Source organism: Nocardioides sp. NBC_00850, from assembly GCF_045207335.1.
GTDB lineage: Bacteria > Actinomycetota > Actinomycetes > Propionibacteriales > Nocardioidaceae > Nocardioides.
This window is the reverse complement of the sequence record NZ_CP108845.1, coordinates 313,621-332,046: the sequence shown is the minus strand read 5'-3', so window position 1 is coordinate 332,046 and position 18,426 is coordinate 313,621. Positions and strand designations below refer to the sequence as shown.

The window sequence follows — 18,426 nt, the reverse complement described above, 5'->3', positions numbered from 1 at the left end:
GAACTTGATACGTCAAGTTCTACCTCATGGAACTTGATGCGTCAATAACGATCGCCGTAGGCTGGCCGCATGGCGAAGACAGCGGATGCTCAGCGGCAGGGCAAGAGGGCCGGGCAAGGCGGCTCGGCGTCCCGCGCAACGACGCCATCCGCTGCGGTCCCCGAGCCCGGAAGTGACTCGCCCGTTGGATCGGGCGCCGAGCCGCGCTGGCTGAACAGCGACGAACTGGCGGCGTGGCTGGCCAACTCCGCGATCATGATCAGCCTGCCTGCCGCCCTGGACGCGCGGATGCAGCGCGAGTCCCAGATGACCTTCTTCGAGTACATGGTGTTGTCGGTCCTCTCCGAGGAGCCGGACCGGACCATGCAGATGAGCGCACTGGCCGTGCGTACATCAGCTTCGCTGTCGCGGTTGTCGCACGTCGTCGGGCGATTGGAGAAGCGAGGGCTGCTTGCCAGGTCCCGGATACCCGGTGCAGGTCGCCGCACCAACACCACCCTGACCGAGGCCGGCTACGACGTTGTGGTCGCGGCTGCGCCCGGACATGTCGCGGCAGTCCGCGAATACCTGATCGACTCGCTCGAACCGCGCGACCTCATTGCCTTGCAGCGCATCGGCGCAGCAGTGGACGCCGCGATCAATCACGGACGAACCACCGGCACAAGTGCGACGACGGCTCACTGACGTTCCCGAGTCGTAGCCGCACTGGTCTGGATGCGTGAGCGCCGCGCAAGCGTTAAGGGCTAGCACCACCGAGAGCGTTAGCGGCCAGCAGCACCGAGAAAGAAGCGAGGCACCATGACGTGGAGCACGCGCGAGATCGCCGAGCTGTCGGGTACGACGGTCAAGCTCGCGGTCAACGTCACCGGCTCGTTCCTGTGCGCCCGCGAGGCGTTCGCCCAGATGAAGCGGCAGGACCCGCGGGGCGGGCGGATCATCAACAACGGCTCGATCTCCGCGCACGTACCGCGACCGGGCAGCGCGGCATACACCACCTCCAAGCACGCGATCACGGGTCTCACCCGTGCCCTGGCTCTCGACGGCCGTGCCCACGACATCGCGGTCGGCCAGATCGACATCGGCAACGCGGCCACCGAGATGACCGCCGGCATCGCTGTCGGCGCCCGCCAGGCCGACGGCACCGTACGCCCCGAACAGACCTTCGACCCGCAGCACGTCGCCGACGCGGTCGTCGCCATGGCCCAGCTCCCGCTCGGCGTCAGCGTCCCCACGATGACGATCCTCGCGACCGGGATGCCGTACGCCGGTCGCGGCTGATCAGCCGCCGTGCTGCCCGGCTCAGACGGTCGGGACGGTGCCGCCGTCGATCACGTACTCGGCGCCCACGATCGCCGAGGCGCGGTCCGAGACGAGGAATCCGACCAGGTCCGCGATCTCCTCGGTGTTCGCGAACCGTCCCAGGGGTACTCCTCCGAGGGAGTCGTAGATCGTCTGCTTGGCTGCTTCACGTGTGAGTCCGTTGCCCTCGGCGATCCGGTCCACGAATCGTTCGTAGGCTTCGGTCTCGATCCCGCCGGGGCTGATCGCGTTGACCCGTACGCCGCGCGGCGCGAGCTCGTTGGCGAGCCCTTTGCTGTACGTGCGCAGCGCGGCCTTCGCTGCTGCATAAGCCAAGGACGCGTCGTACAGGGGCAGCTCACGCTGGATCGAGGTGAAGTGCAGCACCACGCCCGACCCAGCCCCGATCATCGCCGGGAGGAGAGCTCGATCCAGCCGTACCGCTCCAAGGAAGTTGAGGTTCAGCTCGGTGAGCCACTGGTCGTCGGTGATGACCGCGAATCCACCGGACGGCGTCGACGCCCCTCCGACGACGTGCACCAGGATGTCGAGTCCGCCGGCCTCTGCGATGCGAGCGGCCACGGCATCGGTGCCTTCTGCCGTCAGGATGTCTGCTTCGATGAACCGGTCAGGGTGCTCGTACCCGTCGGGCATGGTGCGCGCCGTCACGTACACGTCGGCACCCATCTCTCGCAGTCTCTCCACGACGGCCTTGCCCGAGCCCTTCGAGCCGCCCGTGACCAACGCCCGGCGACCATCGAGACGATCGCGATCTGAGATGGACATTTCTCTCCTTTGAAGATCGAGGTGGTGCGGGTTCGGTCAGGCTGGGTGGTTGGCGATGACGAGTTCGGCGACGAGGCCGTCGCGCAGCGTGAACCGGTAGTCGAGTTCGGCGACGCCACCCGGGAAGGTGCCCTCGAGCCGCACGGTGACCACCCAGTGGGCGTCATCGACGCGGCGAGCGCCGACCTGGTCGGTCGTGTACTCGAACTCGGACCCGGCGTCCCGCAGGAACGCGTCGGCTTCCTCTCGGCCGCGGAAGGTCTCGTCCTGGTCGACGACCACCGCATCCTCGGTGAGGAACGACGAGGCGGTGTCGGCGTCGCGGACGATGTGGGCGGCGAGGAACTCGCGCACGGTGGTCGGGAGCAGGTCGGACGGAAGGTCGGTGTGCTGTGTCATGAGCCCACCATCTGGCCTCTCGGCGTGGGAGGGTCAAGCGGTGGACTCTCCCCCAGGGGGAGCGTTCACAATGAGGGGATGCTGACCATCGGGGAGTTTTCGCGGTTGACCCATTTGAGCGTGCGGACCCTGCGTAGGTATCACGAGGCGGCCTTACTGGATCCCGCTGTGGTGGACGAGACCACCGGTTACCGCTACTACGGCGTCGACCAGATCCCGACCGCGCAGGTCATCCACCGGCTTCGCGAGCTCGACGTCCCCCTGGGCGATGTGCAGCGGATCCTGCGGACCCCCGACCCCGGTGTCCGGGCGGCCCTGGTCGCGGACCACCTGCAACGCCTCGAGGACGAGCTCGACCGCACCCGGGCCGCGGTCGTGTCGCTGCGCCGCCTGCTCCGGCCCGATCCCGCGCCGATCGATGTCGAGCTGCGTGCGGAGCCCGCGCGGACGGTCGCCGCGGTGAAGGCCGTCGTCGGGCATCGCGACGTCCTGGCCTGGTACGCAGGCGCGATGGCCGAGCTGGAGGCGGCCGTCGGCACCGCCGTGACCGGACCGCCGGGTGGCAGCTACGACAACGCCCTCTTCGAGCAGGAGCGCGGTCACGCGCTCGTCTACCTGCCGACCGATGCGCCACCTCGCACCGGGCGTGTGCATCCCGCGACCCTTCCGGCCGTCGAGCTGGCCGTCACCACCCACGTCGGCGAGCACGACGACATCGAGGTGACCTACGGCGAGCTCGGGACCTGGGTCGTGGAGAACGCGATGTCGGTGGCCGGGCCGGTGCGGGAGGTCTACGTCGTCGGCCCTCGTGACACAAGCGATCCCGCTGCGTGGCGCACCGAGATCGGCTGGCCGGTCTTTCGTGTCACCTGAGGCGGCTGATCAGCCGCCGTGCTGCTCGACGATCCGCGCGATCTCGGTGAAGCCGCGGTTGCGGGCGTGCTCGAGCGGGGTCACGCCGTCGCGGTCGGCGATGCTCGGGTCGGCGCCGTTCTCGAGCAGGCTGCGGACGACCCGCTGCCAGCGGTCGGACCCCTCGCCGAGGATCACGGCCTCGAGGAGCGCGGTCCAGCCGAGGTCGTTGACGTGGTCGATGTCGATCTCGGTGCGGGTGACCCGCTCCACGTAGTCCGCGTGGCCGCGCTCGCTGGCGGGGATGATCGAGAGGCCGCCGTAGCGGTTGCGTACGGTCAGGTCCGGATCGACGCCGAGCAGCAGCTCGGCCATCGGGACGCTCCCGGTGACACCGGTGACCAGCCAGGGGGTGTCGTGCTGGCCGTCGAGGGCGTCCGGGTCGGCACCCAGGTGCACGAGCAGACGGGCCGTCTCGAGGTGGTCGTCGGTGACCGCGAGCAGCAGCGGCGTACGCCGGTTGCCGTCCCTGGTCTCCAGATCGGCGCCGCCACGGAGCGCCGCTGCGGCCGAGTCCGCATCACCCGCTGAAGCTGAACGCAGGAGCTGCTGGTCGCCGTCGGCGACCTCGGCCGAAGCCGTACGCAGCGTCGACACGATCGCGTCGAAACCGCGCTCCTCGGCGTGCTCCAGGGCGGTCTTCCCGTCCCGGCCCGCCTCGATCGAGATGTCCACGCCGGCCGCGACGAGCACCCGTACGGTGTCGGCCGCGTCCGGGCCGTCGTCGCCCAGGACGACCGCCTCGTGCAGGGCGGTCCAGCCCAGGTTGTTGACGTGGTCTAGGTCGATCCCGGCCTGCACCAGACGCCCCACGATGTCGGCGTGCCCGCGCTCGGCGGCGCGGATCAGCGCGGTCCCGTTGTAGGAGTCCTTGGCGTTGATCTCGGCGCCGTTGCGGAGAGCGAGGTCGAGCAGATCCACGTAGCCCTCGCTCGCGGCGATGAGGTAGGCGCTCTGCTGGGTCTCGTCCTCGTAGTTGACGTCGGCCCCGGCCCGGACCAGCTGACGGGCACGGGCCACGTCGTTGTCCCAGGCGGCCTTGATCAGCTGCTCATTCATGCGCTGTCGCTCCTCGGGGTCGGGGGTGCCCTTCGCCTCCTTCGGCGGGGCGGACGCCGAGCTCGACGCGGAGCTCGATGGAGACGGTTCGGCGGTCTCCGACGGCGCCGCGGCGCAGCCTGCCAGAAGCACGGCCATCGCCGCGGCGGAGGTCGACCACCGCAGGTGTCGCCGAGCAGATGTGCACAGCGTCATCGCGGCATCCTGGCGGTGACGATCTCGTACGGCCCCTGCGCGGTCTGCTCGTCGAAGTGGCTGTCGACGAGCAGCAGCCGGCCGTCGAGCAGCTTGCCGGTCGTGAAGACCCGGTCGGGGTCGGTGGCGCGCGACGAGACGAGCTCGGCGGAGGTCGCCGACGGGTTCAGCTCGAGGTGTACGAGCTGCTTGTCGAAGTTGCGGATCACGGCGAGGTCGCGGCCCTTCGCGATCAGGCCGTCGGCGTTGCGCAGGTTCGCGCCGTCGGTGTCGATCTCGCTGACCTCGCCGGTGGCGACGGAGAAGCGCCACAGCTGCCCGGTGGTGCCCTGGGCGACGACGAAGGCGGAGCGGTCCTGGCTCAGCACGATGCCGCCGAGGTTGAAGCCCTCGACCGGGGTGATCAGCGAGCTGCCGTCGGCCCACTCGGTGGCTTGCCAGCCGTCGGCACCCTCGGCGACGCGGATGATCGTCGGGTCGTTGGAGTTGGTGAAGTACGCAGCGCCGTCCGGCCCGATCGCGACGTCGTTGAGGAACGCGTTGTTGTCGGGGACGCGGAGGGCGGCGAGCAGCTCGCCCTCGGGACTGTAGACCCACAGGTCGGGGCGGTCGTTGCCGGTGCCGTTCGGGCCGCCGGCGATGTAGATGCGGCCCTCGTCGTCGACGGTGATGCCGCGAGCGGTGTAGCGGCCGTCGGTGCCGTCACCGGCCAGCCACTCCTCGGCCTGGGCACGGTCGGCCGAGCCGCGCTGGATCTCGCCGCCGGTGACCTCGCTGACGTAGAACCTCCCGGACTCCTGGTCCACGCCGATGCCCTCGAACTTCGAGCCGCCCTGGGCGGACGGGTCGCCCTCGAGCAGGTAGCTCGCCGGGCGGCCGTTGCCCTCGGCGGCGTTGGCCGCGGTGCCCATGCCGAGGGCGGTGAAGGACAGGGTGGCCGAGGCGGCGATGCCGGCCAGGCCGGCGAGGGCGGCGATTCGGGACGTACGCATGGTGGTGCTCCTCCGGTGTTCGGTGCTGTTGGTCGAGCTGATGCATCAACCATCGCCGTCGGGGAGGGGTCGAGACATCGGGTGACCGGCGACGTCTGGATAGCCGTTCGGCGACACCCCGGATAGCCGATCGGATGATGCCGGAGCCGCGCGACCGGCCTAGCCTGGAACGACCATGTCGACCGATACCGTGCCAACCTCGGGGCTCAGCCCGCGCACCGGTGGGATCCTGGCCGGCCAGACGCTGCTCGACCGCTGGCTCCACATCTCGCTGGTGGTGCTCGTGATCGCCTCGGTCGCGCGCTATCTGCAGGGACACGGGCTCGGCGACCAGGCCGAGGTGGTCCTGCCCGGCGCCGCCGTCCTCCTGATCGCGTACGCCGCGGGCCGCCGCCTCGCCGGCACCGCGGCGGTCGTCTGGCTGGCCGCGGTGATCGCCTGCTGGACGGTGCTGGCGCTGATCGCGCCGTCGTTCTCGTGGGCGGCCGTGCCGCTGGTCTTCCTGGCGCTGCGGGTGCTGCCGTTCCGCTGGGCCGTGGCCGTCACGGTGTTCCTCGTCGCGGTCGTCGCGGTCGCGTGGAGCCGGATGACCGGCCTGGCCGACCCGACCGTGCTGCTCGGCCCGGTCTGCGTCGCCGTGCTCGCGGTGACCACCTACCGCGCCCTCGAGCGCGACGCGGTCACTCGGCGGGCCCTCCTCGCAGACCTCGAGGCGGCCCAGGACGAGGTCGCCGACGCCGAGCGCAGAGCCGGTGTCGTGGCCGAGCGCGCGCGGCTGAGCCGGGAGATCCACGACAGCGTCGCCCAGGGCCTGACCAGCATCAACCTGCTGCTCCAGGCAGCCGACCAGGAGTGGGAGTCGCGCCCGGCCGATGCCCGCAGCCACGTCGACCAGGCGGCCACCATGGCCCGCTCCTCGCTCGACGAGGCGCGCCGGGTCGTACGCGACCTCGCCCCCACCGAGCTGACCGGCGGATCGGCGCTGGCCACCGCCGTACGCCAGGTCACCGACGACGTCGCCGCCACCACCGGGCTCAGTGTCCCGGTCCACGTCCACGGCGACCCGCACGAGGTCGGCGGGCGGGTGGCGACCGCCGTCGTACGCACCCTGCGGGGTGCGCTCGCCAACGTCGCCGAGCACGCCGGCGCGACCACGGCGGTCGTCTCGCTCACCTTCCACGAGGGCGGGGTCGCCCTGGACGTACGCGACGACGGAGCCGGATTCGACGCAACGCAGCTGAAGGAGTCCGACGGGCTGCGCGGACACGGCCTGGCCGGGATGCGGGCCCGCGCCCGCCTGCTGGGTGGAGACTTGGTCGTCGAGAGCGCCCCGGGCGAGGGCACGGTGGTCGCGGCCTCGTTCGCGGTCGGACAGACAGCATCCACTCAGGGGGAGGAACGTCGTGGCTGAGCAACGCATCCGGGTGGTGCTGGTGGACGACCATCCGGTCGTCCGGGCAGGCGTACGCGCCCTGGTGGACGCCCAGGACGACCTGGACGTGGTCGGCGAGGCGGCCGACTCGGCCCAGGCCGTCGCGGTCGTCGGCGAGACCCGGCCGGACGTGGTGCTGATGGACCTCAGCCTCGGCGACGGACCGGGCGGCGCGGAGACCACCCGGCTGGTCCGCGAGCTGCCGTCGCCGCCGCACGTACTTGTCCTGACGACCTATGACACCGAGGCCGACGTCCTCGAGGCAGTCGACGCCGGTGCGGCGGGCTACCTGCTGAAGGACGCGCCGCCCGACGAGCTGTTCCGCGCCATCCGCGGCACCGCACGCGGAGAGACCGTGCTGGCCCCGTCGGTCGCGACCCGGCTGCTGCAGCGGGCCGCTTCGCCGACGCCGAAGGTGAGCCCGCGCGAGGTGGAGATCCTGCGGCTGCTCGCCCGTGGGCTGGGCAACAAGGAGATGGCCCGCGAGCTCCTGGTCAGCGAGGCGACGGTCAAGTCGCACCTCTCCCACATCTACACCAAGCTCGGCGTCGACACCCGAGCCGGTGCCGTCGCCACGGCGATCGAGCGTCGCATTCTGCGACCCTGACGCCGGCGACGGCACCCAGCGTCTCAGCAGGTCGCCAGCAGCATGGGCTCGAGCAGGAGACCGAGGTCGTAGATCGGGTCGGTGCTGTCCCAGTTGCGACCGGTCCAGCCGAGCGTGATCTGGCGGGTGCCGTCCGGTGAGCCCCAGCTGATCGACTGCGCACCCATGTGGGCGCCGTCATGGCCGTAGAGATACTCGCCGGGATTGCACGGGTCGGCGACCCGGTAGATCCCGAACCCGTAGTCCGGGTCGCTGCTGCCCGCGATCGGAGGCAGCATCTTCTCGACCGATGCCGGGCTGACCAGCTTCCCGGTGAGGAGCGACTCGTTGAGGTCGGCGAGGTCCTCGGTGGTGCTCGTCGCGGCCCCGGCGGCGTGGAAGATGCTCGGGTGCAGGTCGGTCATCGGCCGCCAGCGGCCCTCGTAGTGGCCGGCGTCCTCGAGGAACGGGCCGCGGTTGCGGGCATCGGTCGGGTAGGCGCTCTGACGCATGCCTGCGGGTTCGAGCACTCGGTCGCGTACGAGATCCTCGATCCGCTCCCCGGTCTCCTTCTCGAGCATGACCCCGAGCGCGACGTAGCCGTAGTTGGAGTAGGAGAAGTCGGTGCCGGGCTCGAAGAGCCAGCCTGCGCCGCGCATGAAGGCGAGGTGCTCGGCCTCGGAGTAGTACTGCCCGAGGGCGTCGATCAGCTGGTCCCAGGAGGTCGGGTCCTCGACGCGGTCGAAGAGGATCTCCTCGGGCCCGCGTGGGGCGCCGGAGGTGTGGTTGAGCAGGTGCTTGATCGTGACGCCGTCGGGGAAGGTGCCCGGGAGCAGGTCGTTGGCGGGCGTGTCCAGGGTCCAGCCGCCGCGCTCGACCTCCTGCATCACCAGGGTCGCGATCAGGGTCTTGGTGTTGCTGGCGACGTGGAACCGGTCGCCGCGCCTGACCGGCTTCTTCTTCCCCACCTCGCGTACGCCACCCGCCCCCGACCACTCCAGGCCGGGCGTCTCGACTCGGGCGGTCACGCCCACGGCACCATCGGCGATGAACGCGTCGACGGCACGGTCGAGGTCGGCGGCGGTGGGAGTCGCCGACCGGGCCCGGAGGCCCTGCCGCTCGCTGGCGGCCCGCTCGGCGATCGCGGTCGCCTCCCGGGTCAGTGCGGTCGGGTCGGGCGCCACCGCCGCGGGGCCGGGATCAGGCTGGGGATCAGGCTCGGCGTACGCGGCCGGCACGGCCGTCAGGGGGAGGAGCACCGCGGCGATCGCTGCGGTGCCCGTGCGGACGAGGGTCCGAGACATGGCTGCTCCTGTCGTCGTTGACGTTTCGCAGCCATCGTTCCGGGCCCGGACGTACGCCCGCATCAGCCTCGAGTCGGAGATCGAGGCAGTCCTTGGTCAGTCTCGAAGCTGACGCCGCAGGGCGCGAGCGGCCTTGCCCTTGCGGGAGAAGAGGTCGCGGCGCTCGGCCGGGGTCATCGGACCGAGCTTCTCGAGGACCGAGGAGGGGAAGCCGGCGACCTCGGGGGCCTCTCCGATCGGCACGGTGGTGTGGACGACCGGTGCGCCGGGGACGCCGCCGACGCCCTCGTCGTAGAGGTGGACCAGCGAGATCGCCTGGTGGCCGTCGACGGAGGCGGAGTAGCGGTCGAGGGTCGCCGGTGCCGAGGTGTAGCAGCTCGCGGAGGCGACCGAGACCGGGATGCCGGCGAAGGTGGTGAAGGTCGAGTAGTGCAGGTGACCTGCGAGAACAGCGCGTACGTCGGTCCCCGCCAGCACCTGAGCGAGCCGGTCCTGGCCGTCGAGCTCGATGATCACGCTCGCCTCGTTGAGGGGGAGCGGGACCGGCGGGTGATGCATCGTGAGCAGGGTGCCGTGCGGCGCCGGCTCGGCAAGCACGTCGGCCAGCCATTCCAGCTGCGGCTCGGTGATGTCGCCGTGGTGCCAGCCCGGAACGGTGGTGTCCAGGGCGATGATCCGCAGTCCGTCGATGTCGTAGACCCAGTCCTGCGGCGCGTCCGAGGCCTCCCCGAAGAGCACCTCGGAGTAGACCTCCCGCTCGTCGTGGTTGCCCATCACCCAGATGATCTCGGCGCCGAGATCCGCGGCGACCGGCTCGACCTGCTTCCGGAGACGTACGTAGGCATCGCGCTCACCCAGGTCGGCGAGGTCACCGGTGAAGACGATCGCCTGCGGCGGGATCGTCATCCCCCGCAGCCGGTCCAGCGCACGCTCGAACCCGGGCGTCGGGTCGACCTTGCCGAAGATCCGCCGGTCCCCGGCGTAGAGGTGAGGGTCGGAGAGGTGGGCGATCGTATGACGTGGAGAGGGGTACTGGCCGAACTGCACGGTTCCCACACTAGGTTCAACTGCCGTCTCGCTGCACTCCGCCGCCCGGCAGTTCGTTGAACCGATGGAGCAGCGACACGAGCCGATCCAGGTCGTCCTCGGACCAGCCGTCGACACGCTGTTCCAGCTCGTCCTGGCGCAGCGCGAGCGCCCGCTCGACCTGCGTGCGGCCCGCGTCGGTCAGGGACACGAGCACCGAGCGTCCGTCCTCCGGCGCACGATCGCTCTGGACCAGACCGAGGGACGTCATGCGTTTGAAGAGGGCGCTGGCGGAGCTGCGGTCCATCGCCACGGCCTCGGCCACGGCGCTCGGTCTGGCTGGGCCGTACGCGTAGAGCCAGCGGGCGAGGTGGAAGGCGGCCGGGCGCAGCTCCTCGTGGAACGCCGCGGCGGACCGTTCGGTGAGTGCGCGCGAGGCGCTGAGCAGAGCGTTGAGCTCGAAGCCGAGCCGTGTGGTCGCTGGGGTCATGCAGCTCTCCAAGTAATGGGCATTTGCACACCATCCGATATAGTGGGCATATCCACACTATATCGGCCGTTCGGTCGAAGAGAGGCAGTGCCGCATGAACGACGAGGCTCCGACGATCGTCCTCACCGGGGCGACGGGTGGTCTCGGTGCCCTCGCCGCGACCTCGCTGGCCGCGGCAGGAGCGCACCTGGTCATCACGGCGCGGAGCGCGCAGCGCGCGGAGGCCACGATCTCGTCCGTACGCGAGGTCGCGCCGTCCGCGGATCCGGAGGTGTTCGTGGTCGACCTCTCCCGGCCGGGAGAGGTGCGCAGGGTGGGCGAGGAGATCCGGTCTCGGCACGGGCGGATCGACGTACTCATCAACAACGCGGGGATACATGCCTTCGAGCCGCGGGTGACGGCGGACGGGCTCCCCGAGATGATCGCGGTCAACTACCTCGCGCCCTTCGTGCTGACCCGTGAGCTGCTGCCGTCGCTGCAGCGATCTCCCGGGGGCCGGGTGGTCAATGTCGCGTCCGAGGCGTCACGTCGACACGGCGACCTCCGCATCCCGCAGGTCCTGAGCGACACGACCCCGTTCACCGCCCGAGGGTCGTCGGAGCGATACGGACAGAGCAAGCTCCTCGACATCATGTTCACGCTCGCGCTCGCTCGGCGGCTCGACGGGTCCGCGGTCACCGCCAACTGCGTGGACCCGGGGTTCAACGTGACGGGCCTGGGTCGCGACCTCCCCTTCGCCGCCGGACTCGAGCGGGTGCTCCGAGCGTTGCGCATCGGTGACCCTGCTCGCGGCGCGGGCCTGATCGTCGACCTCGCCACCGAGGCGCGCTATGCCGGGCGAAGCGGCCTGTACGTGACCGAGAAGCACAGGCGCGAGCTCGTTCCGGCGGATCCGGCAACCGACGTCTCCGCCCAGGACGAGCTCTGGCGAGCTACCGAGCTCCTGCTCGACCGGCTCTGACTTGGAGGTTGGTGGGGAACTCCCAAGCCCCACTTGGAAGTTCTCGTCAACTTCCAACTCAAACCACCTCTGAGTGGTAAGTTGACCGGTCATGGATCCGGAGAGGTACGACGCTCCGCAGTTCGGCAGGGCGACCCGCGAGCCGGGGAACAAGTGGGCCTACTGGTACTACAGACCCGCCCACATCCCGCGTGACCTGCCGTTACAGCCGCTCACCGTGAAGGCACTCTCGGATGCCGACGCCGCGCTGGGGCGCCTCCAGGGAGTGAGCGCGCTGATCCAGGACCCCGAGCTGCTGATCGGGCCCTACCTGACCCAGGAGGCGGTCGCCTCCTCCCGGATCGAGGGCACCCAGACCTCTCTGGAGGAGGTCCTCCAGGACGAGGTCAGCGGTCAGGCGACCAGGAGCGAGGACGTCGCCGAGGTCAAGGCCTACCTCGCCGCGACCCGTCAGGGCTTCGAGCTCATCAGGAGCTGGCCGCTCAGCCAGCGGCTCGTCCTCGAGCTCCACAAGACCCTGCTCACCGGGGTCCGGGGTCACGAGCGCCACCCCGGCGAGTTCCGGCGGAGCCCGGTCTGGGTCGGGTCGCCGACCGACAACCCCACGACCGCCGCGTACGTCCCACCCCTCCCGCCCGACCTGCCCGAGCTGATCGCCGACTGGGAGGCGTACGTCAACGTCCCCGACCTCAGCCCGACGCTGGTGCGGTGCGCGCTGATGCACTACCAGTTCGAGACGATCCACCCGTTCCTCGACGGCAACGGGCGCATCGGGCGGCTGCTGATCAACCTGATGCTGATGGAGGAGGGGCGGATGACCACGCCGCTGCTCTATCTCTCGGGCTACATCGAGGCCAACCGCCAGACCTACTACCAGCGGCTGCAGAGCGTCCGGGAGCGCGGTGAGATGCAGGAGTGGCTGCAGTTCTTCCTCACCGCGGTGCGACGTTCGGCCGAGGACGCCACGACCAGGTCCGAGCGCCTGGTCGCGCTCCGGGAGAGCTATCTCGACGAGGCCGCCACCTCACGCGCCAACTTGTCCGGGCTGGTCACGCTGCTGTTCGCCAACCCTTACCTGACCGTCAAGCGCGTCCAGGACGCGACCGGCCTGACCAACCAGGGCGCCCGCAACCTGATCCAGGACGCCGAGCGGCGCGGGTGGATCGAGGCCGCCGGCCGGTCGGGCCGCGGCGGGCGGCACTACTGGATCGCCAGAGCGGTGATGGACGTGATCGAGGAGCCACTGGTGTACGACTGAACGCGACTGAACACGGCGGAAAACGTGCAGGTGGCCCCGGCTGTGCACGTGTGCACGCCCAGGGCCACCTGTGTGACGTAGCCGAGCAGTCGGTAGGGGGTTGATCACTCGGCCATGGTCATGTTTCTCAGAAGGTGCCGAGCGGACCCAGCGGGTTCGGGACCTGGCCGACGGGGAGGCCGTCGAGAGCCGGGTTCTCCATCGGGAGCAGGAACGAAACCTGGTCCATCTCGCTGTCGGACAGCTCGGACGGCAAGGCGCCGCCCATGATCTTGTCCATCACGATGCCGGGCGCACCGACGTAGGCGCCGGAAACGACCAGGGCGGCACCGTTGCCGACCTGGTGCGAGCCACCGTCCCAGTTCACCCAGGCCTTCTTCTGCGCCGGGCTCAGGTCGGAGCCGGTGGCACCCATCAGGATGAGGCCCGGGGCGCCGACCCAGGCGCCGCTGACCATGCGAGCGGCGCCGCCGGTGGCCTGGCCGGCGCCACAGATGAAGCTGGCCCAGGCCTTCTGGCTCGAGGGCGAGAGGTCCGAGGCGCCGGAGGAGTTCTCCGCGATGCACTCGGCCTCGCTGCGGTTGTGGTTGTCGCCCGTCATCGGGGCGGCCGTGGCGGTGCCGGCGGTCAGTGCGATGGCGACACCCGAGAAGGCGGCGACGGCCGCGGCGCGGCGGAGCAGCCCTGTCTTCTTGTTCATTTCGTACCTTTCATCGATCAATTCGAATTGAAACATCACGCACGGACGCGACCCCCGGATCGATAACAGATGCATCGATACGTTCGCATCCGGGAAGTGATGCTAAGAGAATCAACGGCCATCACAGCAAGTCGACACGGCTGTTTTCATGTCAACTAGTGACGAATGAAATGTAATGACGTAATTTTCGCCAGCCTGCAACGTTCTTGTCTGAACGTGCGTAAATGCGCAGATGGCCCGGTCGTGCGCGAAGGCACGGCCGGGGCCATCTGGGGACGGCGCCGATCGGATCGTGGTGGGAGCTACGGTCGGTCGGCGGTCGTCATATCGACGCTCAGAGGGACCCGAAGGGAGCCATCGGGTTCGGGATCTGGTCGGTGGAGACGCCGTCGAGCGCCGGGCTGTCCTCCGGGATGAGGAACGTGACCTGCTCGAGCTCGCTCGGCGACAGGTCGCTCGGGGTCGCCCCGCCCGCGATCTGGTCGAGGATGATGCCGGGGGCACCGACATAGGCGCCTGCGACCATCATGGCGGCGCCCTCACCGATCTTGTGCCCACCCTCGTCCCAGTTCTCCCAGGCCGCGGCCTGCTCGGGGGTGATCGGGGAGCCGGTGGCGCCGGCGAGGATCAGGCCCGGGGCGCCGACCCAGGCACCGCTGACCATCTGGGAGGCGCCGCCGGTGATGTACGAGCCGCCGAGGATGAAGTCCTCCCAGGCCTTCTGTGACGAGGGGGAGAGGTCCGACGTCGAGGTGCTGACGGCAGTCGTGGTGTCGGCGGTGGCCGGCGCAGCCTCAGCGACTCCGTTGGTCAGCGCGAAGGCGACACCCGAGAAGGCGGCGATGGCCGCGGCGCGGCGGAGCAGCCCTGTCTTCTTGCTCATTTCATACCTTTCATCGTCAATTCGAATTGAATGCAGCGCGGTTCCCGAGTCGGCCATATTCGGCTTCGACAGGCCCGCGTGCGCTTCATGACGCTAGGGATACTCAGCGGCTGCTTGTCCTAGCGACACGGCATGACGATTACCAAGTGAACGTAAACGTTCCATACTGCCCGGTAATACGGTGCCGGGTGGGGTTAATCGCTTCTACCGGCTCCGGGCACCGCGGCGCGAGATGGACGCGTACGTCGCGGAGATGGGTGTGGACACGGTCAAGACGACCGTGGAGCCATTCGATGAGACCGGACCGCGGATGGTGTAGACGCGCGAGGGCGTGTTCGCGATGCTGGAGTTCACCGTCGACACGATCGTCGGCGGCCAGGGCACCGAGTGGGAGTGGAACCCGCCCTTCGACCAGTTCCGCAGCCGGGCCGGCAAGAACCTGTCGATCCGGACCGCAGTGACGGTCGCGGTGCTGGTGCCGAAGGACGGCGACCCTTCGGTCCTCGGGGTCGAGTACGGCGAGATCCTCGGCGCGAAGGTGAAGATCTGACCCTCAGGGTTCATCCGCTGATCGCACGATGCTCGCGTGAGCGGCGGATGGGCTTTCCTCGCGAGGTCTAGCGTCGAAGCATGGATCATGCTGCGGCCGTGAGCCTGGCCATCGGCGCATGCGTCCTGTTCTCGCTCTCCGCCGCGGTCCAGCAGCGCGCCAGTGCGCTCGCCCCCGGCCGCAGCGGCGGGATGGCCGGCGTCGAGCAGCTGATGCTGGCGCTGGTGCGCAACCCGCTGTGGGTCGCCGGCGCGGTGATCAACGCGATCGGCTTCGGGGTGCAGGCGGTCGCGCTCCACCTGGGGTCGGTCTCCGTCGTGCAGTCGGTGATGCCGACGCAGCTGCTCTTCGCGCTCGTCTTCGCCTCGATCGCCGCCCGCCACTGGCCGACGGTCTCCGACTGGGTCAGTGGAGCCGCGATCTGTGGCGGCGTGGTCCTGCTGGTCACCGACGACCATCGCGGCGGCACCTATGCCGACGTCGGCCGCGTCGCGCTCTTCGCCGGCTGTGTGGCGGTCGTGATCTGCGTACTCCTGCTGGTGGCGCATCGGTTCCCGCCACCGGTCGCGGCGGCGACCACGGCGGTCGCGGCCGGCTGCTCGTTCGCGACCACCTCGGTGCTGCTGAAGATCACCGCCGACCGGGCCGCCGCCGACGGATTCCTCGGACTGCTCACGCTGCCGGCGTTCTACGGGCTGCTGTGCACCTGCGGCCTCGGGATCGTGCTCACCCAGGCGGCCCTCGCCGCCGGCCCGCTGCCCTGGGCGATGGCGGCGATGACGATCACCAACCCCACCGTCTCGTACGTCGCCGCGGTGGTCGCCTTCGGAGCCTCCGCCCCCACGCTGTGGGTCGCGGTGAGCGCAGGGGCGTTGCTGATCACCGGGATCGTCGGGCTCGCCCGGTCACGGTCGGCGGGGAAGTGGACTCCGGAGCAGCACGACCGAACCGCGATCCGGGTGCCCTCCTAGCGGTCCTGCATCGATCGCGGCCACGAGCGCCGCCTGGTCGACCTGGGCTTGAGGTGCTCGGGCAGCGCGCTGATGTAGGGCGCGGCATGCCGGCATTCACCACAGGTGACGTCTCGATAGTCGTAGGAGGTCAGCGGATCTTCTCCGTACGCGCGACACACCGGGCCGAAGGAGTCGGCGAAGTGCGTGCGCTGTTTCGTCGTCAGCTCGCTCATGTGCGCCTCACGTGGTCATTGGCATCGAATGGTCACAGCAGGGTAACGGCGTCCCAACAGAAAGTGCGCTCCGACACCCTGAAGACTTCGCTCCGTTCACGCGTAGCGCCGGGAGCGCCGGGCCGCCTGCCGCTGCCGCGAGCGCGCGAGGAGATAGGTCGGCGCGGTCTCCTGCGCCAGGCTCTCGTGAAGCTCCAGCATGTCCTCGATCGTGCGTGACCAGGGGAACTGCTCGGCCCGCGCGCGTGCCGCGTGCCGGGTCGCCACCACCGGCCGATCGGCGACGTCGATGACCGCGTCGGCCAGCGCCGCCGGATGGGCGGACGCCCAGGCTCCGCACCGGGGGTCGATGAGCTCACGGGCGCCGCCGCGGTCGGCGGTCACCACCGGCGTACCGCTGGCGAGGGCTTCCAGGACGGCCAGTCCGAAGGTCTCGCGGGGGCAGACGGAGAGGGCCACGTCGGCCTCGGCCAGCGCCCGGGCGATCCGGTGGCGGTCGGAGACGTGCCCGTGGAAGACGACCGGCGCGCCGGCGGCGAGGGCCTCGATCTCGGCACGGTGCGGCCCGTCGCCGTAGACGTCCATGCGTACGTCGAACCCGCGGCGATGCAGCTCGACGGCGGTGGCGACGGCGAGGTCGGGCGACTTCTCGCGGGAGAGGCGGCCGACGTGGATGAGCCTCAGGGTGTCGTCGCGGTGCCCGAGCGAGGGCTGGAAGAAGTCGAGGTCGACGCCCAGCGGCACCTGCGCGATCGGACAGCCGACGGTCGCGGCCAGCGGCTCGAACTCGTGCCGGGCGTAGTCGGAGGTCACCAGCACCTGGTCGAAGGAGCGCACCAGCATCCGGTTGAGCAGCGCGGTGGAGACCTTCGAGGTGGTGTCCATGCCGGTGTAGGTGGGCATGTACTCGTCGAGCCGCTCGTGGGAGAAGAGCACCGTCCCGATGCCCTGGCGCCGGGCCCAGCGCGAGACCGGCAGCATCGTGAACTTGTCGCTGACCTCGAGGCTCGTCGGGTTGAAACGGGTCAGCACGTCGGTCACCCGCCACGGCTCGATGATCAGCCGGTAGCCGCCACCCACGCGCGGCGCTCTCAGCTGCACCACCTCGCCGAGGTCGGTCGAGGTGACCGAGTCGTACGGGCCGGGGACGACCAGAAGCCGGTCGTGGCCCGCCTCGAGATAGCCACGGGCGAGAGCCTCCAGAGCCGTCTTCATGCCGCCGGAGGTGGGGCCGACGAAGTTCGCGAGCTGAGCGATGAGCACGGCCACATCGTGTGGCATCGAGGTAGCCCTTCGGCGACCTCGATGTGACGTCGGCATGGCGAAGCAACGTACGAGATATCGTTGAAGATATGACCAACCTGGACGCGCACCCCACCCCCGTCGAGTGCGTCGGTGGAAACGGGGACGAAGGCGTCGAGATCCAGATCATCACCCCGCGCGACGTCCCGCTGGGCGGTCCGCGAGCGATGAACGTACGCCGCACCCTGCCCGCCCGCGCCCGCTCGCTGATCGGCGCGTGGTGCTTCCTGGACCACTACGGTCCCGATGACGTCGTCGTCTCCGGAGGGATGGAGGTGCCGCCCCACCCGCACACCGGGCTGGCGACGGTCTCCTGGCTGTTCACCGGGGAGATCGAGCACCGCGACTCGGTCGGCACGGTCGCGATGGTGCGCCCGGGCGAGGTCAACCTGATGACCGCCGGACGCGGGATCTCCCACTCGGAGAACTCCACGCCCGAGACCACCGTGCTGCACGGGGCGCAGCTGTGGGTCGCGCTGCCGAACGAGTTCCGCGACGTCGAGCCGGGGTTCCAGAACCACGCGCCCACGCCGATCGAGCGTGACGGGGCGACCGTGCGGGTCTTCATGGGGTCGCTTCTCGGCGTCACCTCGCCGGTGCGGACCCACTCCGAGATCCTCGGCGCCGAGATCCTGCTCGAGCCCGGCACCCGGCTCGAGATCCCGGTCGACGAGCGGTTCGAGCACGGCGTACTCGTGGACACCGGTGAGGTGTCGATGACCGGCCTGGGCGCGTCCGGCCCGGCCTCGGCCGAGGTGGAGAAGGACTCCCTCGCCTACGCCCCTCCGGGCGCCACGACGCTGATCCTGCAGGCCGGTGAGGCGTGGACCCGGCTGCTCCTCCTCGGCGGTACGCCGTTCGGCGAGTCGATCATCATGTGGTGGAACTTCGTCGGGCGCACCCACGAGGAGGTCGTCGGCTACCGCGAGGAGTGGCAGAGCCAGGTCACCCGCGGTGGCGGCGAGCTGGTCGAGGACTCCCAGGACCTGACCGAGGGCCGTTTCGGCGTGGTCGAGGGCAACCACCAGCGGCCGATCCCGGCACCCCCGCTTCCCAACGCCCGGCTCCGCTCGCGGTCTTAGGTCGCGTCAGTGCCCGTGCTCAGT

22 protein-coding genes are annotated in these 18,426 nt (G+C 69.9%); 11 read left to right on the top strand and 11 right to left on the bottom strand.

Going from position 1 to position 18,426, the window contains the following annotated elements:
• Positions 1 to 69: 69 nt before the first annotated feature.
• Positions 70 to 684 (top strand): MarR family winged helix-turn-helix transcriptional regulator, encoded by a 615-nt coding sequence (locus tag OH802_RS01615; protein ID WP_406024492.1) that lies wholly within the window; start codon positions 70 to 72, stop codon positions 682 to 684.
• Between the two features lie 114 nt (positions 685 to 798).
• Entirely contained in the window at positions 799 to 1,278 is a 480-nt protein-coding gene (locus tag OH802_RS01610) for an SDR family oxidoreductase (RefSeq protein WP_406024490.1), read from the top strand.
• Between the two features lie 21 nt (positions 1,279 to 1,299).
• Here OH802_RS01610 and OH802_RS01605 read toward each other — a convergent pair whose 3' ends face one another.
• Entirely contained in the window at positions 1,300 to 2,085 is a 786-nt protein-coding gene (locus OH802_RS01605; RefSeq protein ID WP_406024488.1) for an SDR family oxidoreductase, read from the bottom strand.
• Between the two features lie 36 nt (positions 2,086 to 2,121).
• Positions 2,122 to 2,484 carry a nuclear transport factor 2 family protein gene (locus OH802_RS01600; RefSeq protein WP_406024486.1) on the bottom strand — a complete coding sequence of 121 codons (363 nt, stop codon included), beginning with the start codon at positions 2,482 to 2,484 and terminating at the stop codon, positions 2,122 to 2,124.
• Positions 2,485 to 2,562: 78 nt separating this feature from the next.
• Between OH802_RS01600 and OH802_RS01595 the strand changes: the two genes are divergently transcribed.
• Complete coding sequence (locus OH802_RS01595; RefSeq protein ID WP_406024484.1) at positions 2,563 to 3,357, top strand: MerR family transcriptional regulator; 795 nt, start codon at positions 2,563 to 2,565, stop codon at positions 3,355 to 3,357.
• A gap of 9 nt (positions 3,358 to 3,366) precedes the next feature.
• Here OH802_RS01595 and OH802_RS01590 read toward each other — a convergent pair whose 3' ends face one another.
• A complete protein-coding gene (locus tag OH802_RS01590) occupies positions 3,367 to 4,455 on the bottom strand; it encodes an ankyrin repeat domain-containing protein (RefSeq protein WP_406024482.1) in 1,089 nt (362 codons plus the stop codon).
• On the opposite strand from OH802_RS01590, the gene OH802_RS01585 reads away from it, so the two are divergent.
• Positions 4,454 to 4,669: a hypothetical protein gene (locus tag OH802_RS01585; RefSeq protein ID WP_406024480.1), complete on the top strand. Its 216-nt coding sequence runs from the start codon at positions 4,454 to 4,456 to the stop codon at positions 4,667 to 4,669. The two genes, OH802_RS01590 and OH802_RS01585, sit on opposite strands and share 2 nt — an antisense overlap.
• Here the strand turns inward: OH802_RS01585 and OH802_RS01580 are convergent.
• Entirely contained in the window at positions 4,647 to 5,642 is a 996-nt protein-coding gene (locus OH802_RS01580) for an SMP-30/gluconolactonase/LRE family protein (RefSeq protein WP_406024478.1), read from the bottom strand. The two genes, OH802_RS01585 and OH802_RS01580, sit on opposite strands and share 23 nt — an antisense overlap.
• A gap of 175 nt (positions 5,643 to 5,817) precedes the next feature.
• Here OH802_RS01580 and OH802_RS01575 point away from each other — a divergent pair, with 175 nt between their 5' ends.
• On the top strand, positions 5,818 to 7,053 hold the full coding sequence (locus tag OH802_RS01575) for a sensor histidine kinase (RefSeq protein ID WP_406024476.1): 1,236 nt from the start codon (positions 5,818 to 5,820) through the stop codon (positions 7,051 to 7,053).
• On the top strand, positions 7,046 to 7,681 hold the full coding sequence (locus OH802_RS01570) for a response regulator (RefSeq protein WP_406024474.1): 636 nt from the start codon (positions 7,046 to 7,048) through the stop codon (positions 7,679 to 7,681). Before OH802_RS01575 ends, OH802_RS01570 begins: the two co-directional genes overlap by 8 nt.
• Before the next feature lie 23 nt (positions 7,682 to 7,704).
• On the opposite strand, the gene OH802_RS01565 is transcribed toward OH802_RS01570, so the two are convergent.
• From OH802_RS01565 to OH802_RS01555, 3 genes are all read right to left on the bottom strand, one after another.
• Entirely contained in the window at positions 7,705 to 8,964 is a 1,260-nt protein-coding gene (locus OH802_RS01565; protein ID WP_406024472.1) for a serine hydrolase, read from the bottom strand.
• Positions 8,965 to 9,060: 96 nt separating this feature from the next.
• Complete coding sequence (locus tag OH802_RS01560) at positions 9,061 to 10,011, bottom strand: metallophosphoesterase (RefSeq protein WP_406024470.1); 951 nt, start codon at positions 10,009 to 10,011, stop codon at positions 9,061 to 9,063.
• Between the two features lie 16 nt (positions 10,012 to 10,027).
• Positions 10,028 to 10,480: a MarR family winged helix-turn-helix transcriptional regulator gene (locus tag OH802_RS01555; RefSeq protein WP_406024468.1), complete on the bottom strand. Its 453-nt coding sequence runs from the start codon at positions 10,478 to 10,480 to the stop codon at positions 10,028 to 10,030.
• Between the two features lie 94 nt (positions 10,481 to 10,574).
• On the opposite strand from OH802_RS01555, the gene OH802_RS01550 reads away from it, so the two are divergent.
• Together OH802_RS01550 and OH802_RS01545 are read left to right on the top strand one after the other, a co-directional pair.
• Complete coding sequence (locus OH802_RS01550) at positions 10,575 to 11,441, top strand: SDR family NAD(P)-dependent oxidoreductase (RefSeq protein ID WP_406024466.1); 867 nt, start codon at positions 10,575 to 10,577, stop codon at positions 11,439 to 11,441.
• A 91-nt stretch (positions 11,442 to 11,532) separates the two neighbouring features.
• Entirely contained in the window at positions 11,533 to 12,699 is a 1,167-nt protein-coding gene (locus tag OH802_RS01545) for a Fic family protein (RefSeq protein WP_406024464.1), read from the top strand.
• Between the two features lie 127 nt (positions 12,700 to 12,826).
• On the opposite strand, the gene OH802_RS01540 is transcribed toward OH802_RS01545, so the two are convergent.
• Both OH802_RS01540 and OH802_RS01535 read right to left on the bottom strand, forming a co-directional pair.
• A complete protein-coding gene (locus tag OH802_RS01540; RefSeq protein WP_406024463.1) occupies positions 12,827 to 13,399 on the bottom strand; it encodes a type III effector in 573 nt (190 codons plus the stop codon).
• Between the two features lie 334 nt (positions 13,400 to 13,733).
• On the bottom strand, positions 13,734 to 14,282 hold the full coding sequence (locus tag OH802_RS01535) for a type III effector (protein WP_406024461.1): 549 nt from the start codon (positions 14,280 to 14,282) through the stop codon (positions 13,734 to 13,736).
• 331 nt (positions 14,283 to 14,613) lie between these two features.
• Between OH802_RS01535 and OH802_RS01530 the strand changes: the two genes are divergently transcribed.
• Together OH802_RS01530 and OH802_RS01525 are read left to right on the top strand one after the other, a co-directional pair.
• Positions 14,614 to 14,832: a hypothetical protein gene (locus OH802_RS01530; RefSeq protein WP_406024460.1), complete on the top strand. Its 219-nt coding sequence runs from the start codon at positions 14,614 to 14,616 to the stop codon at positions 14,830 to 14,832.
• Positions 14,833 to 14,912: 80 nt separating this feature from the next.
• Entirely contained in the window at positions 14,913 to 15,803 is an 891-nt protein-coding gene (locus tag OH802_RS01525; RefSeq protein WP_406024458.1) for a DMT family transporter, read from the top strand.
• Here OH802_RS01525 and OH802_RS01520 read toward each other — a convergent pair.
• Positions 15,800 to 16,018, bottom strand: a complete 219-nt coding sequence (locus OH802_RS01520) for a hypothetical protein (RefSeq protein ID WP_355228159.1) — start codon at positions 16,016 to 16,018, stop codon at positions 15,800 to 15,802. The genes OH802_RS01525 and OH802_RS01520 overlap by 4 nt on opposite strands.
• 96 nt (positions 16,019 to 16,114) lie before the next feature.
• Positions 16,115 to 17,299 carry a glycosyltransferase gene (locus OH802_RS01515; protein WP_406024456.1) on the bottom strand — a complete coding sequence of 395 codons (1,185 nt, stop codon included), beginning with the start codon at positions 17,297 to 17,299 and terminating at the stop codon, positions 16,115 to 16,117.
• Positions 17,300 to 17,370: 71 nt separating this feature from the next.
• On the opposite strand from OH802_RS01515, the gene OH802_RS01510 reads away from it, so the two are divergent.
• Positions 17,371 to 18,402 (top strand): pirin family protein, encoded by a 1,032-nt coding sequence (locus OH802_RS01510; RefSeq protein WP_406024454.1) that lies wholly within the window; start codon positions 17,371 to 17,373, stop codon positions 18,400 to 18,402.
• Positions 18,403 to 18,426 lie beyond the last annotated feature (24 nt).

Excerpts from the sequence above, each read along its gene's own strand:
- OH802_RS01615 (WP_406024492.1), top strand. The coding sequence starts at position 70 with ATGGCGAAGACAGCGGATGCTCAGCGGCAGGGCAAGAGGGCCGGGCAA.
- OH802_RS01610 (WP_406024490.1), top strand. The coding sequence starts at position 799 with ATGACGTGGAGCACGCGCGAGATCGCCGAGCTGTCGGGTACGACGGTC.
- OH802_RS01605 (WP_406024488.1), bottom strand. The coding sequence starts at position 2,085 with ATGTCCATCTCAGATCGCGATCGTCTCGATGGTCGCCGGGCGTTGGTC.
- OH802_RS01600 (WP_406024486.1), bottom strand. The coding sequence starts at position 2,484 with ATGACACAGCACACCGACCTTCCGTCCGACCTGCTCCCGACCACCGTG.
- OH802_RS01595 (WP_406024484.1), top strand. The coding sequence starts at position 2,563 with ATGCTGACCATCGGGGAGTTTTCGCGGTTGACCCATTTGAGCGTGCGG.
- OH802_RS01585 (WP_406024480.1), top strand. The coding sequence starts at position 4,454 with ATGCGCTGTCGCTCCTCGGGGTCGGGGGTGCCCTTCGCCTCCTTCGGC.
- OH802_RS01590 (WP_406024482.1), bottom strand. The coding sequence starts at position 4,455 with ATGAATGAGCAGCTGATCAAGGCCGCCTGGGACAACGACGTGGCCCGT.
- OH802_RS01580 (WP_406024478.1), bottom strand. The coding sequence starts at position 5,642 with ATGCGTACGTCCCGAATCGCCGCCCTCGCCGGCCTGGCCGGCATCGCC.
- OH802_RS01575 (WP_406024476.1), top strand. The coding sequence starts at position 5,818 with ATGTCGACCGATACCGTGCCAACCTCGGGGCTCAGCCCGCGCACCGGT.
- OH802_RS01565 (WP_406024472.1), bottom strand. The coding sequence starts at position 8,964 with ATGTCTCGGACCCTCGTCCGCACGGGCACCGCAGCGATCGCCGCGGTG.
- OH802_RS01555 (WP_406024468.1), bottom strand. The coding sequence starts at position 10,480 with ATGACCCCAGCGACCACACGGCTCGGCTTCGAGCTCAACGCTCTGCTC.
- OH802_RS01550 (WP_406024466.1), top strand. The coding sequence starts at position 10,575 with ATGAACGACGAGGCTCCGACGATCGTCCTCACCGGGGCGACGGGTGGT.
- OH802_RS01545 (WP_406024464.1), top strand. The coding sequence starts at position 11,533 with ATGGATCCGGAGAGGTACGACGCTCCGCAGTTCGGCAGGGCGACCCGC.
- OH802_RS01540 (WP_406024463.1), bottom strand. The coding sequence starts at position 13,399 with ATGAACAAGAAGACAGGGCTGCTCCGCCGCGCCGCGGCCGTCGCCGCC.
- OH802_RS01535 (WP_406024461.1), bottom strand. The coding sequence starts at position 14,282 with ATGAGCAAGAAGACAGGGCTGCTCCGCCGCGCCGCGGCCATCGCCGCC.
- OH802_RS01525 (WP_406024458.1), top strand. The coding sequence starts at position 14,913 with ATGGATCATGCTGCGGCCGTGAGCCTGGCCATCGGCGCATGCGTCCTG.
- OH802_RS01520 (WP_355228159.1), bottom strand. The coding sequence starts at position 16,018 with ATGAGCGAGCTGACGACGAAACAGCGCACGCACTTCGCCGACTCCTTC.
- OH802_RS01515 (WP_406024456.1), bottom strand. The coding sequence starts at position 17,299 with ATGCCACACGATGTGGCCGTGCTCATCGCTCAGCTCGCGAACTTCGTC.
- OH802_RS01510 (WP_406024454.1), top strand. The coding sequence starts at position 17,371 with ATGACCAACCTGGACGCGCACCCCACCCCCGTCGAGTGCGTCGGTGGA.